Here is a 12,476-nt window from a genome sequence, read left to right as displayed (position 1 = left end):
CGGACCCGGTGCGTCCTGAGCACCGGGTCCGCCCAGAGCTGTCCGAGTCGCGGACCAGCCATAGCCACCCGGCGAACATGAGTGCTACAAAGGCCGCATGTCGGACATGCCTGAGCGATTCAGGCGTCTCTCCTGGCGCTCTGTGATCGGCAAGAGCCCGCGGAGCGTCGCCGGGCAGGTCATGGTCCTGCAAGTGGCGCTGGTCGTGGTCCTCGTCATCTGCGGCGTCCTCGCCCTGTTCCTCCAGTCGCAACGGGACACCGGCGCCGAGGCCAGGCGCCGGTCCATCGCCGTCGCCCAGACCTTCGCCCACTCCCCCGGCCTCCTGCCGGCGCTGCGCACGCCCGATCCGTCCAAGATCCTCCAGCCGATCACCGAGACGACGCGCAAGGCCGCGGGCGTCGACTTCATCGTCGTCATGGACACGCACGGCATCCGCTACACGCACCCGATCCCCAGCAAGATCGGGCACCGGTTCGTGGGCCAGATCGCGCCGTCGCTGGCCGGCAAGGTCTACACGGAGAGCGTCCACGGCCCGCTCGGCCACGAGGAGCAGGCGACCGTTCCGGTCGACGACGCCCACGGCAAGGTGGTCGCCCTCGTCTCCGCCGGGCTGAAGGTCAAGAACATCACCAACGCGGTCAACCGGCAGCTGCCGATCATCCTGACGGCGGGGGCCGGGGCGCTCGTGGCGTCGACCGGCGGCACGGCGCTGGTGGGCAGGCGCCTGCGACGGCAGACCCACAGCCTGGCGCCCGACGAGATGACCCGCATGTACGAGCACCACGACACGGTGCTGCACTCCGTGCGCGAAGGCGTGCTCATCGTCGGTGCCGACGGGCGGCTGCTGCTGGTCAACGACGAGGCCAAGCGGCTGCTGGACCTGCCCGCCGAGGTCGAGGGACGCCACCCGTCGCAGCTGCCGGACCTCGATCCGGACGTCGTGGAACTGCTCGTCTCCCATCGCGAGGCCACCGACGAGGTGCTCTTCGCCGGGGAGCGGCTGCTGGCGGTCAACCAGCGCCCCACCGACAGCGCCGGAGGCCCCGGAGGCACCGTGGTGACCCTGCGCGACACCACCGAACTGCAGGCACTGTCCGGCCGGGCGGAGGTCGCCCGGGAGCGGCTCAAGCTGCTGTACGACGCCGGTGTGGGCATCGGCACCACCCTCGACGTGGGGAGCACCGCGGACGAGCTGGCGCGGGTCGCCGTACCGCGGTTCGCCGACTTCGTCACGGTGGACCTGGCCGACGCCGTGCTGTACGGCGACGAGCCGGCCGCCACCGCGACGGACCTGCGGCGCATCGCCATGTGCGGGATCCGGGACGACCATCCGCTCTACGAGAAGGACCGGCTGATCGACTTCCTGCCGATCACTCCCCAGGCCCGGGGGTACGGCAGCGGCCGCTCCGAGCTGGTGGCCGACCTGTCCGCCGCGCCGGACTGGCAGGCCCAGGACCCCGAGCGCTCCCGCGCGATCCTGGAGTACGGCATCCAGTCGCTGATCGTCGCCCCGATCCGCGCCCGCGGCGTCGTCCTGGGCATGGCGAACTTCTACCGGGCCAAGCGGGACCCCTTCGACGAGGAGGACGTGTCGCTGGCCGAGGAGCTGGTGGCACGCGCCGCGGTCAACATCGACAACGCCCGCCGCTACGCCCGTGAGCACGCGCTGGCGGTCACCCTGCAGCGCAGCCTGCTGCCGCGCGCGCTGCCCGAGCAGAGCGCCCTCGACGTCGGGTACCGCTACCTTCCCGCGCAGTCCGGGGTGAGCGGGGACTGGTTCGACGTGATCCCCCTGCCGGGCGGCCGGGTGGCGCTGGTCGTCGGCGACGTCGTCGGCCACGGTCTGCACGCGGCCGCCACCATGGGACGGCTGCGTACCGCGGTGCACAACTTCTCCACCCTCGATCTGCCGCCCGACGAGCTGCTGAGCCACCTCGACGACCTGGTCGGCCGGATCGACCAGGACGAGGCCGGTGCGGAGGCGACCGGGGAGATCACCGGCGCCACCTGTCTGTACGCGATCTACGACCCGATCACACGCCGCTGCACCATGGCGCGGGCGGGGCATCTGGCACCGGCGCTGGTCCGGCCCGACGGCAGTGTCGCCTTCGCCGAGCTGCCGGCCGGGCCCCCGCTCGGCATCGGGGGCATGCCGTTCCAGACGGCCGAGCTGGAGCTGGCCGAGGACACCCGGCTGGTGCTGTACACCGACGGTCTGATCGAGGACCGCACCCGCGATCTGGACGTGGGCATGGAGCTGCTGCGGCAGTCGCTGACACGGCACCCGGACCGGTCGCCGGACGAGATGTGCCAGGCGGTGCTGGACGAGCTGCTGCCCGGGCGGCCCACGGACGACGTCGCGGTGCTCGTCGCGCGCACCCGGGCGCTGGCGCCCGACCGGGTCGCCGAGTGGGACGTGCCCCGCGATCCGGCCGCCGTGTCGGACATGCGCCTGACCGTGACCGCGAAAATGGCGGAGTGGGGCCTCGACGAGCTGGGCTTCGCCACGGAACTCGTCCTGAGCGAGCTGGTCACCAACGCCATCCGCTACGGATCCGATCCGATCCGGCTGCGGCTGATCCGCGACCGCGCGCTGATCTGCGAGGTGGCCGACGGGAGCAACACCTCGCCGCATCTGCGGTACGCCGCGACGACCGACGAGGGCGGCCGAGGGCTGTTCCTGGTGTCGCAGATGACCGAGCGCTGGGGCGTCCGGTACAGCCCTCAGGGCAAGGTGATCTGGGCGGAGCAGGCGCTGCCGTAGCCCACCGCGGGGCCGGGCGGGCGGGGCTGCCGCGCGGCGGGGAGCCCGATGCGGAACCCGGTGCGGCCCGGCTCGCTGCGGACGTCGAGGCGGCCCCGGTGGGCGGCTTCGATCGCCGGCGCCACCGCGGGGCCCAGTCCGGAGCCGCCCTCGGCGAGGCCCCGGCGGGTGCGGGACGGGTCGGCGCGGGTGAAGGGGTCGAAGACGGTGGGCAGCAGGGCGGGCGGGATGCCGGGGCCGTCGTCGCGGACCCGGACGGTGGGCCGGCCGGCCGTGCTGCCGACGGTGACGGTGACCCTCGTACCGGGCGGGGTGTGCACCCGGGCGTTGGCCGGCAGGGCGGACAGCGCCTGCTCCAGGCGCGGTCCGTCACCGGTGACCAACGGCGTTGGTTCCGGCGGGAGTTCGAGGCGCCACACATGGTCCGGGCCGGTGGATCGGGCGTTCCGTACCGCCTCGGCGGCCAGCACGGCGAGGTCCACCGTCGGCGTCTGCGCGGGCCGGTCCTCGGCGAGGCGGGCGAGCAGCAGGAGGTTCTCGACCAGGCCGGTCAGCCGGGCGGGCTCGGTGCCGGTCCGGCGCCAGGCGGGGTCGGCGCCGCCCGGGCCGGGGGCTCGGTTCATGAGCTCGGCGTAGCCGGCGATGGAGGCGAGCGGGGTGCGCAGTTCGTGGCCGGCGTCGGCGATGAAGCGGCGGACGCGCTCCTCGCCGCGTCGGCGTGCGGCGTGCGCGGCCTCGACCTGGTCGATCATGCGGTTGAGGGCGCCGATCTGGCCGGTCTCGGTGCCGGGGTCGGCGTCGGGCGCGGGGATGCGGGCGGGCGGGCCGGGCCGGTCGGGGGTGAGCGGGGTCCGGGCGACCTCGGCGGCGGTGGCGGCGAGGTGGCCGAGCGGGTGCAGCCGGCGGCGGACGGCGAGGGCGCAGCCTGCGCCCGCGAGGAGGAGGACGGTGCCGGCGGCCGCGGCCCCGATGCGCACGAACTGGCCGAGGGTGTGCCGTACGTCGTCCTGGGGCAGGCCGGCCAAAACGCGGATGCCGTCGGCGCCGAGGGCGGTGACGCGGTAGGCGCCGAGTCCGGGGACGGTGCGGGTGTGGGCCGAGCCGTCGTCGGGGACGCCGGTGAGGGCGGCGCGCCGGGCGGCGCGGAGCGGGCGCGGGCCGTCGTCCGCGCGGACGACCGCGGCGGCCAGGACGACACCGCCGGTGTCGAAGCGGGCGGCGAGCAGTCCGTCCGGGTGGCCGCCGGTGCCGAGGAAGGCGAGGTCGGCGGGGCGGGACGGATGGCGGGCGGCGCCGGTTACGCCAGCTGCGGCGGCGACGCCCACCGGTCGTCCAACGCGCCCATGAGCAACGCGTGTTGGGCGAGGACGGCGGTGAGCGCGAGGACGGCGGTGAGCGCGAGGACGGCGCGGACGCCGACGAGGGTGGCGGTGACGAGGAGCAGGAGGCGGGTACGCAACGAGCGGCCCCTCGGTCGGGGGCTCATCTCCGGGACCCGGGGGTGTCAGACATGTACGGATTCTGTTCCGGTTCGCTGGGGGAACCCTGTGTTCAGCCTGAGGACCGGTGATGACCCGGCCCGGGCACGGCGAAGGGCCGCCTCCCCGTCACCGGGGAGGCGGCCCTCAACTGCCCTGCGCGACCGCTTACTTGCGGATCAGGTTGCGCAGCACGTACTGCATGATGCCGCCGTTGCGGTAGTAGTCGGCCTCACCGGGGGTGTCGATGCGGACGACCGCGTCGAACTCGACGCCCGTGTCGGTGGTGACCTTGACCGTGCGCGGCGTGGTGCCGTTGTTCAGCTCGGTGACGCCGGCGAAGGAGAAGGTCTCCTCACCGGTCAGGCCGAGGGACTCGGCGGACTGGCCCTCCGGGAACTGGAGCGGCAGGACGCCCATGCCGATGAGGTTCGAGCGGTGGATGCGCTCGTACGACTCGGCGATGACGGCCTTGACACCGAGGAGCGCGGTGCCCTTGGCGGCCCAGTCGCGGGACGAGCCGGAGCCGTACTCCTTGCCGGCCAGGACGACCAGCGGGATGCCCTGCTCGATGTAGTTGCGCGAGGCGTCGTAGATGAACGACACCGGCGCGTCGGCCTGGGTGAAGTCGCGGGTGTAGCCGCCCTCGGTGCCCGGCGCGATCTGGTTGCGCAGGCGGATGTTGGCGAACGTGCCGCGGATCATGACCTCGTGGTTGCCTCGGCGGGAGCCGTAGGAGTTGAAGTCACGACGCTCCACACCGTGCTCGGTGAGGTACTGGCCGGCCGGGGTGTCGGCCTTGATGGCACCGGCGGGCGAGATGTGGTCGGTGGTGACCGAGTCGCCGAGCTTGGCGAGGACGCGGGCGCCCGCGATGTCCTCGACCGGGGCCGGCTCCATGCCCATGCCCTCAAAGTACGGGGGCTTGCGGACGTAGGTGGACTCGGTGTCCCACTCGAAGGTGTTGCCGGTCGGGACCGGGAGGGACTGCCACTGGGCGTCGCCGGCGAAGACGTCGGCGTAGGACTTGTTGAACATGTCCTCGCCGATCGCGTTGGCGACGACGTCGTTGACCTCGGCCTCGGTCGGCCAGATGTCCGACAGGTAGACCGGCTTGCCGTCCTGGTCGGTGCCGAGGGCGTCCTTGGTGATGTCCACCTTCATGGAGCCCGCCAGGGCGTACGCGACGACCAGCGGCGGGGAGGCCAGGTAGTTCATCTTGACGTCGGGGTTGATCCGGCCCTCGAAGTTCCGGTTGCCGGAGAGGACCGAGGTGACCGCGAGGTCGTGGTCGTTGACGGCCTTGGAGACCTCCTCCGGCAGCGGGCCGGAGTTGCCGATGCAGGTGGTGCAGCCGTAACCGACCAGGTTGAAGCCGACCTTGTCGAGGTACGGGGTCAGGCCCGCCTTCGCGAAGTAGTCGGTGACGACCTTGGAGCCCGGGGCGAGGGTGGTCTTGACCCAGGGCTTGCGGGTCAGGCCCTTCTCGACCGCCTTCTTGGCCACCAGCGCGGCGGCGACCATGACGTACGGGTTCGAGGTGTTGGTGCAGGAGGTGATGGCCGCGACGGTGACCGCGCCGTGGTCGATCTCGTACGACGTGCCGTCGGGGGCGGTCACGGTGACCGGGTTGGACGGGACGCCGTTGACGGACGCCGGGGCGTCGGAGGCCGGGAAGGACTCCTTGCCCGCCTCGTCGGCGGTGTCCACGTAGTTGCGGACGTCGAGCGCGAACTGCTGGGCGGCATTGGCAAGGACGATGCGGTCCTGCGGACGCTTCGGACCGGCGATCGACGGGACGACCGTCGACAGGTCGAGCTCCAGCTTCTCGGAGAAGTCGGGCTCGGCCGCCGGGTCGAGCCAGAGGCCCTGCTCCTTGGCGTACGCCTCGACGAGCGCGACCTGCTGCTCGCTGCGGCCGGTCAGGCGCAGGTAGTTCAGGGTCTCGCCGTCGATCGGGAAGATCGCGGCGGTGGAGCCGAACTCCGGCGACATGTTGCCGATGGTGGCGCGGTTGGCCAGGGAGGTGGCGGCGACGCCCTCGCCGTAGAACTCGACGAACTTGCCGACCACACCGTGCTTGCGCAGCATCTCGGTGATGGTGAGGACGAGGTCCGTGGCGGTCGTGCCCGGCTTGAGCTCGCCGGTCAGCTTGAAGCCGACGACGCGCGGGATGAGCATGGAGACCGGCTGGCCGAGCATGGCGGCCTCGGCCTCGATGCCGCCGACGCCCCAGCCGAGCACACCGAGGCCGTTGACCATGGTGGTGTGCGAGTCGGTGCCGACGAGCGTGTCGGGGTAGGCCTGGCCGTTACGGACCATGACGGTCCGCGCCAGGTGCTCGATGTTCACCTGGTGGACGATGCCGGTGCCCGGCGGGACGACCTTGAACTCGTCGAAGGCGGTCTGGCCCCAGCGCAGGAACTGGTAGCGCTCCTTGTTGCGGCCGTACTCCAGCTCGACGTTCTGCTTGAAGGCGTCGTTGGTGCCGAACTTGTCGGCGATGACGGAGTGGTCGATGACCAGCTCGGCCGGGGCCAGCGGGTTGATCTTCGCCGGGTCGCCGCCCAGCTCCTTCACGGCCTCACGCATGGTCGCGAGGTCCACGACGCAGGGGACGCCGGTGAAGTCCTGCATGATCACGCGGGCCGGCGTGAACTGGATCTCCTGGCTGGGCTGGGCCTGGGAGTCCCAGCCGCCGAGGGCACGGATGTGGTCGGCGGTGATGTTCGCGCCGTCCTCGGTGCGGAGCAGGTTCTCCAGCAGCACCTTCAGGCTGTACGGAAGGCGGGCCGAGCCTTCCACCTTGTCCAGCCGGAAGATCTCGTACGACTCGTCGCCCACCTGCAGCGTGCTGCGGGCGTCGAAGCTGTTCGCCGACACGACAGTCTCCTTCATTGATGTGCGCGTACCACCGTCAATCGTGCCGCCACGCCGGTCTGACCGATCCGCTAAGGTAAGGCTAAGTTAGGTAACCCTTAGCGGGTGGCGGGGTGCGGTGCGCCTGGCAGATATCTCGATGTCGAGATAACTCTAGTACATGGCCGCCGGATGGTCATGCCGGGTCGGGCCGAACCCTGCCGTTTTTCGGCGACACGAACCACACCTTCCCCGCTTTCGCAACTAACCGCGATTAACGGACAAATCACCCAGATGGCCCCATCACCCGTGAATTCACTGGTCACTGACGCGACATCACTCGAATGGACCCCCCTGACGGGCGCCATCTCATATCTGAGATAGCCTCAGTCTCATGTCAGACGACTACCTCGTACGCATCGGCAAGCTCATCCGTGACGCCCGGCAACACCGTGGCTGGACACAGACGCAGCTCGCGGAGGCGCTCGGCACCAGTCAGAGTGCGGTCAACCGCATCGAGCGGGGCAACCAGAACATCAGCCTTGAGATGATCGCGCGCATCGGTGAGGCGCTGGACAGCGAGATCGTGTCGCTGGGGTACGCCGGTCCCATGCATCTGCGGGTCGTCGGCGGCCGCCGGCTGTCCGGTGCCATCGACGTGAAGACGAGCAAGAACGCCTGCGTGGCGCTGCTGTGCGCCTCGCTGCTCAACAAGGGCCGCACGGTGCTGCGCCGGGTGGCCCGCATCGAGGAGGTGTACCGCCTCCTGGAGGTGCTGAACTCCATCGGCGTGCGCACCCGCTGGATCAACGACGGCGTCGACCTGGAGCTGGTGCCGCCGGCCGAGCTGGAGATCGCGGCGATCGACGCCGAGGCGGCCGTACGCACCCGCTCGATCATCATGTTCCTCGGCCCGCTGCTGCACCGCATGGACGCCTTCAAGCTGCCGTACGCCGGCGGCTGCGACCTGGGCACCCGGACCATCGAGCCGCACATGATCGCGCTGCGCCGGTTCGGTCTGGACATCGCGGCCACCGAGGGGCAGTACCACGCGCGGGTCGACCGCACGGTCCGCCCCGACCGTCCGATCGTGCTGACCGAGCGCGGCGACACCGTGACCGAGAACGCGCTGCTGGCCGCCGCCCGGCACGACGGCGTGACGGTCATCCGCAACGCCTCCTCCAACTACATGGTCCAGGACCTGTGCTTCTTCCTGGAGGCGCTCGGCGTCAAGGTCGAGGGGATCGGCACGACGACGCTGACCGTGCACGGCATGCCGAACATCGACGTCGACGTGGACTACTCCCCCTCCGAGGACCCGGTCGAGGCGATGAGCCTGCTGGCCGCCGCCGTGGTGACGGAGTCGGAGCTGACGGTCCGCCGGGTCCCCATCGAGTTCCTGGAGATCGAGCTGGCGGTCCTGGAGGAGATGGGCCTCGACCACGACCGCAGCCCCGAGTACTGCGCGGACAACGGCCGTACGCGCCTGGTCGACCTCACGGTCCGCCCCTCCAAGCTGGAGGCGCCGATCGACAAGATCCACCCGATGCCCTTCCCGGGCCTGAACATCGACAACGTCCCGTTCTTCGCGGCGATCGCGGCGACCGCGCAGGGCCAGACCCTCATCCACGACTGGGTCTACGACAACCGCGCGATCTACCTCACCGACCTCAACCGCCTCGGCGGCCGCCTCCAGCTCCTCGACCCGCACCGGGTCCTGGTCGAGGGCCCGACCCGCTGGCGCGCCGCCGAGATGATGTGCCCGCCGGCGCTGCGCCCCGCCGTGGTCGTCCTGCTGGCGATGATGGCGGCGGAGGGCACCTCGGTGCTGCGCAACGTGTATGTCATCAACCGCGGTTACGAGGACCTCGCCGAGCGGCTCAATTCCATCGGGGCGCAGATCGAGATCTTCCGGGACATCTGACACTCTTCAGAAAAAGCGCCGCCACACCCATCCTGACCTGCATGAACGCGAGGCGGGCGGGAGGTGGCGGCGCCTCTGGGACTCTGTGGGACTTTCGGCCGGGCCCGAAGTCTTCCGGTCGCTGCGCAGCGCGTTGCCGCACAGCGGCACGCTCCGTCACCACCGAATGCGAGACAGGGCCGTTGGCCGCACAGACCCGAGGCTGTTGCCCCACAGAGACGAGTCGGTGCTCTTGAGGCTGGGGACGCCGCCGTACGTGCCGCCGTCGGCGGTGACGAGCGGGGCGGAGAGCTGGTCTTCCAGAAGTCCGTCGCGGACCCGCACGATGGTGCTCTCGTGGTCGGTCCTGCCCGGCTTGAACGTCTTCCCGTCGATCGCGGCCTTCAGGTAGTACAGGGCGTACTCGGCATAAAGGTCGACCGGCTGGGACACGGTGGCGTCGATGGTGCCGTTGGAGATGTCCTTGAGCTCCCTGGGGATGCCGTCGTTGGAGACGACGAACACGTGCTTCTTGTCCTTCGGGCCGACGAACAGCCCCTGCTGCTTGAGCACGTGGAGCGTGCCGGACAGGGCCAAGCTGGACTGCATGTAGATGCCCTTGACGTCCGGGTGGGCCGTCAGGTCGGTCTGGAGCTTCTGCGCGGCGACGGCGCCGTCCCAGTTGGTGGCCTCGCCGAACACCTTGATGCCCGGGTAGTTCTTCTTCATGCAGTCGTTGAACCCCCCGGTGCGGTCACGGCCGTTGATCGATGCGAGGTCTCCCTCCAGCATCACGACCTTGCCCTTGCCGCCCAGCTTGGTGCCCAGGTACTTGCATGCCTTCTCGCCGTAGGCGCGGTTGTCGGCGCGGACCGCCATGTAGACCTTGCCGGTGTCGGGGCGGGTGTCGATGGTGACGACCGGGATCTTCGCCGCCTGCAACTCCGCCAGGATCGGCGCGATGGCGAATGTGCTCTGCGGGGCCATCGCGATGCCCTTGACGCCCTGGAGGATGAGTGTCTGCACGTTGGCGGCGAGTTTGGCGACATCGTTCTGCGAGTTGGTGGTCTTGAGCGAGAGGCCGAGCTGCTTGGCGTACTCCGGCGTGTACTTGATGTACGCGTTCCAGAAGTCGGTGTCGGAGCGCGGGTACTCGACGCCGACCAGCGGCTGGCCGCCGCTCGACGGGGCCGTGACGCCGGAGCCGCCGCTGCAGGCGCTGAGCAGCACCAGTGCGGAGAGGGCGGAAGCAGTGGAGCAGAGGACGGATCTGAGCCTCATCGGTACTTTCTTATCTGTGCAAATCGTCCCTTCATCCAACATACATGCGGGAACCTCTCATCGTATCCGGCCCCGACGCCACGCCCAGGTCGCTGTGGACAGCGCCGACGCCGCCCGTGGACGTGTCAGGCGCGCCCGTGCGCCTGCTGCGTGTGTCGGGACAGTGAGTCAACGACCACCGCGGCGAAGAGCACCCCGCCCGTGATCACCAGCTGGACGGCGGTGGGCGTGTCAGTGAGGGCCATGCCCGAGGCGATCGACTGGATGACCAGGATGCCGAGCACTGCGGACCAGGTCGTACCGCGTCCTCCGAACAGGCTGGTGCCGCCGATGACGGCGGCGGCGATGGCGTTGAGCAGCAGGACGCCGGAGCCGGAGCTCTGGCTCACCGACGTGATGCGCGAGGCCAGGAACAGGCCGCCGGTCGCCGCCAGGGTGCCGGAGACCGCGAGCACGGCCGTCTGGACGCCGGTCACGCTGAGGCTGGCGCGACGGGCCGCCTCGATGCTGCTCCCCAGCGCGTAGACCTGCCGTCCGCAGGGCGTGCGCCGGAGCACGATGTCGAGGCCCGCCACGACGGCGAGGAAGATCAGCAGAGCCAGCGGCAGGCCCTGGAACTGGTTCAGCAGATAGGCGGAGGCGAACGCGATCACCGCCACTACTCCTGTGCGCACCCCGATGGTGTGCAGCGGGCGGTGTGACATGCCGACGGCCCTGCGGCGGCGCCTGTTCCGGTAGGAGGTGAGAAAGACCAGAGCTGTGGCGAGTGCCGCCACCGCGTAGGCGACGCCGGCGTTGGTGAAGTAGTAGCTGGTCAGGTGGGCGATGAGCCCGTTCTCGTCGAGGTTGACGGTGCCGCTGGTGCCGAGGATGGCGAGCATGAGGCCGTTCCACGTCAGCAGCCCGGCGAGGGTGACCACGAAGGCCGGCACCCCGGTCCTGGCGACGGAGTACCCCTGGACGGCTCCTGCCGCGGTGCCCGTCAGCACGGCGGCGATCAGGGCAAGCCATTCCGGCACGCCGTTGTTGACGTTCAGCACCGCGAAGACCGCGGCGGCGAGCCCGCTGATCGAGCCGACCGACAGGTCGAGTTCACCGAGCAGCAGCACGAAGACCATGCCGACCGCGATGAGGCCCGTGCCCACGATGTCCACGCTGAGGTTGGACAGGTTACGGGGCGAGAGGAAGGCGGAGTTGATGCACTGGAAGATGATCCAGACCGCGGCGAGAACGAGGGTGACGGGAAGGTAGCCCAGCTCACCGGCGCTCAGCCTGCGCCGCCGGACGGCGATCCAGCCCGCCGCCGCACGGGTGACGACCCTCCTGGCCCGGCGCTGAGGGGCCTCTGCGGTGGCTGCTGCGGGATCGGCCCGCGTCTCGTCCGGCATGTCACGCATCCCTTTCACCACTCGGCCTCGCGGTGGGCCGGCCGGCGGGGCGCGTTGTCCGTGGCGCCCGTGATGGAGGAGATGATCTGCTCCTGGGAGGCGGTGCTCACGTCGAAGAAGCCGTTGTTGCGGCCGAGCCGCAGCACGGCGGCCCGGTCCGCGAGAGCCTTCACATCGCCCAAGTTGTGGCTGATGAGCAGGATCCCCAGGCCGTGGTCGCGGAGACGGTCGACGAGGTCGAGGACCTCGGTGGTCTGCTCGAACCCCAGCGCCGCGGTCGGTTCGTCCAGAAGGAGGACGCGCGGGTCCCCGAGGAGCGAGCGGGCGACGGCGACGGTCTGCCGCTGGCCGCTGGACAGTGACACCAGGGGGGCGCGCAGATCGGGGACGCTCCGGGTCAGGCGCGCCAGCAGCTGTCCGGTGCGGCGCTCCATCTCCACCTCGTCGAGGAAGCCGAACCTGCGGATCTCCCGTCCGAGGAAGAGGTTGCCGACGACGTCGAGGCCTCCGCACAGCGCCAGGTCCTGGTAGACGGTGGCGATGCCGAGGTCCCGGGCTTCCTGGGGACGCCGTATGTGAACGGGCCGGCCCTCCCACTCGATGCTCCCCTTGTCCGCGGGGGCGACCCCGGAGATCACCTTGACCAGGGTGGACTTGCCGGCACCGTTGTCGCCGAGCAGGGCGAGGACCTGGCCGGCGTGGATCTCCAGCTCGATGTCCCGGAGGACCTCGACGACGCCGAAGCGCTTGCACACACCGTGCAGGGCGAGCAAGGGGGGCGGCAAGAGAACCATCTCCTT

The 12,476-nt window shown here is 70.4% G+C and carries 8 protein-coding genes; 2 read left to right on the top strand and 6 right to left on the bottom strand.

The window, feature by feature from the left end:
* Positions 1-97: 97 nt before the first annotated feature.
* Positions 98-2,767, top strand: a complete 2,670-nt coding sequence (locus AC4OXY_RS35355; RefSeq protein ID WP_491991661.1) for a SpoIIE family protein phosphatase — start codon at positions 98-100, stop codon at positions 2,765-2,767.
* Here AC4OXY_RS35355 and AC4OXY_RS35350 read toward each other — a convergent pair.
* The 3 genes from AC4OXY_RS35350 to acnA all read right to left on the bottom strand — a co-directional run bounded on the left by AC4OXY_RS35350 (position 2,728) and on the right by acnA (position 7,128).
* Positions 2,728-4,092 (bottom strand): sensor histidine kinase, encoded by a 1,365-nt coding sequence (locus tag AC4OXY_RS35350; protein WP_491991660.1) that lies wholly within the window; start codon positions 4,090-4,092, stop codon positions 2,728-2,730. The genes AC4OXY_RS35355 and AC4OXY_RS35350 overlap by 40 nt on opposite strands.
* Positions 4,065-4,226, bottom strand: a complete 162-nt coding sequence (locus AC4OXY_RS35345; protein WP_491991659.1) for a hypothetical protein — start codon at positions 4,224-4,226, stop codon at positions 4,065-4,067. The genes AC4OXY_RS35350 and AC4OXY_RS35345 overlap by 28 nt, the downstream gene beginning before the upstream one ends.
* A gap of 187 nt (positions 4,227-4,413) precedes the next feature.
* Positions 4,414-7,128 carry an aconitate hydratase AcnA gene (gene acnA / locus AC4OXY_RS35340; RefSeq protein WP_491991658.1) on the bottom strand — a complete coding sequence of 905 codons (2,715 nt, stop codon included), beginning with the start codon at positions 7,126-7,128 and terminating at the stop codon, positions 4,414-4,416.
* 370 nt (positions 7,129-7,498) lie between these two features.
* Here acnA and AC4OXY_RS35335 point away from each other — a divergent pair, with 370 nt between their 5' ends.
* Positions 7,499-9,028, top strand: coding sequence for a helix-turn-helix domain-containing protein (locus AC4OXY_RS35335; RefSeq protein ID WP_356021694.1), 1,530 nt, complete (start codon positions 7,499-7,501; stop codon positions 9,026-9,028).
* 156 nt (positions 9,029-9,184) lie between these two features.
* Here AC4OXY_RS35335 and AC4OXY_RS35330 read toward each other — a convergent pair whose 3' ends face one another.
* From AC4OXY_RS35330 to AC4OXY_RS35320, 3 genes are all read right to left on the bottom strand, one after another.
* Positions 9,185-10,288, bottom strand: coding sequence for a sugar ABC transporter substrate-binding protein (locus tag AC4OXY_RS35330; RefSeq protein WP_491991657.1), 1,104 nt, complete (start codon positions 10,286-10,288; stop codon positions 9,185-9,187).
* A 125-nt stretch (positions 10,289-10,413) separates the two neighbouring features.
* Positions 10,414-11,685, bottom strand: a complete 1,272-nt coding sequence (locus tag AC4OXY_RS35325; RefSeq protein ID WP_491991656.1) for a sugar ABC transporter permease — start codon at positions 11,683-11,685, stop codon at positions 10,414-10,416.
* Between the two features lie 5 nt (positions 11,686-11,690).
* The gene (locus AC4OXY_RS35320; RefSeq protein WP_376286739.1) at positions 11,691-12,470 is read right to left on the bottom strand and encodes an ATP-binding cassette domain-containing protein; all 780 of its coding nucleotides are present in this window, start codon (positions 12,468-12,470) and stop codon (positions 11,691-11,693) included.
* Positions 12,471-12,476 lie beyond the last annotated feature (6 nt).

The sequence above is a fragment of the Streptomyces sp. HUAS MG56 genome, assembly GCF_058673395.1.
This window is presented reverse-complemented; position numbering and strand designations above follow the sequence as displayed.

Bases quoted from the DNA above. Each gene is read 5' to 3' on its own strand.
- AC4OXY_RS35355 (WP_491991661.1), top strand. From the start codon at position 98: ATGTCGGACATGCCTGAGCGATTCAGGCGTCTCTCCTGGCGCTCTGTG.
- AC4OXY_RS35335 (WP_356021694.1), top strand. From the start codon at position 7,499: ATGTCAGACGACTACCTCGTACGCATCGGCAAGCTCATCCGTGACGCC.
- AC4OXY_RS35330 (WP_491991657.1), bottom strand. From the start codon at position 10,288: ATGAGGCTCAGATCCGTCCTCTGCTCCACTGCTTCCGCCCTCTCCGCA.
- AC4OXY_RS35325 (WP_491991656.1), bottom strand. From the start codon at position 11,685: ATGCGTGACATGCCGGACGAGACGCGGGCCGATCCCGCAGCAGCCACC.
- AC4OXY_RS35320 (WP_376286739.1), bottom strand. From the start codon at position 12,470: ATGGTTCTCTTGCCGCCCCCCTTGCTCGCCCTGCACGGTGTGTGCAAG.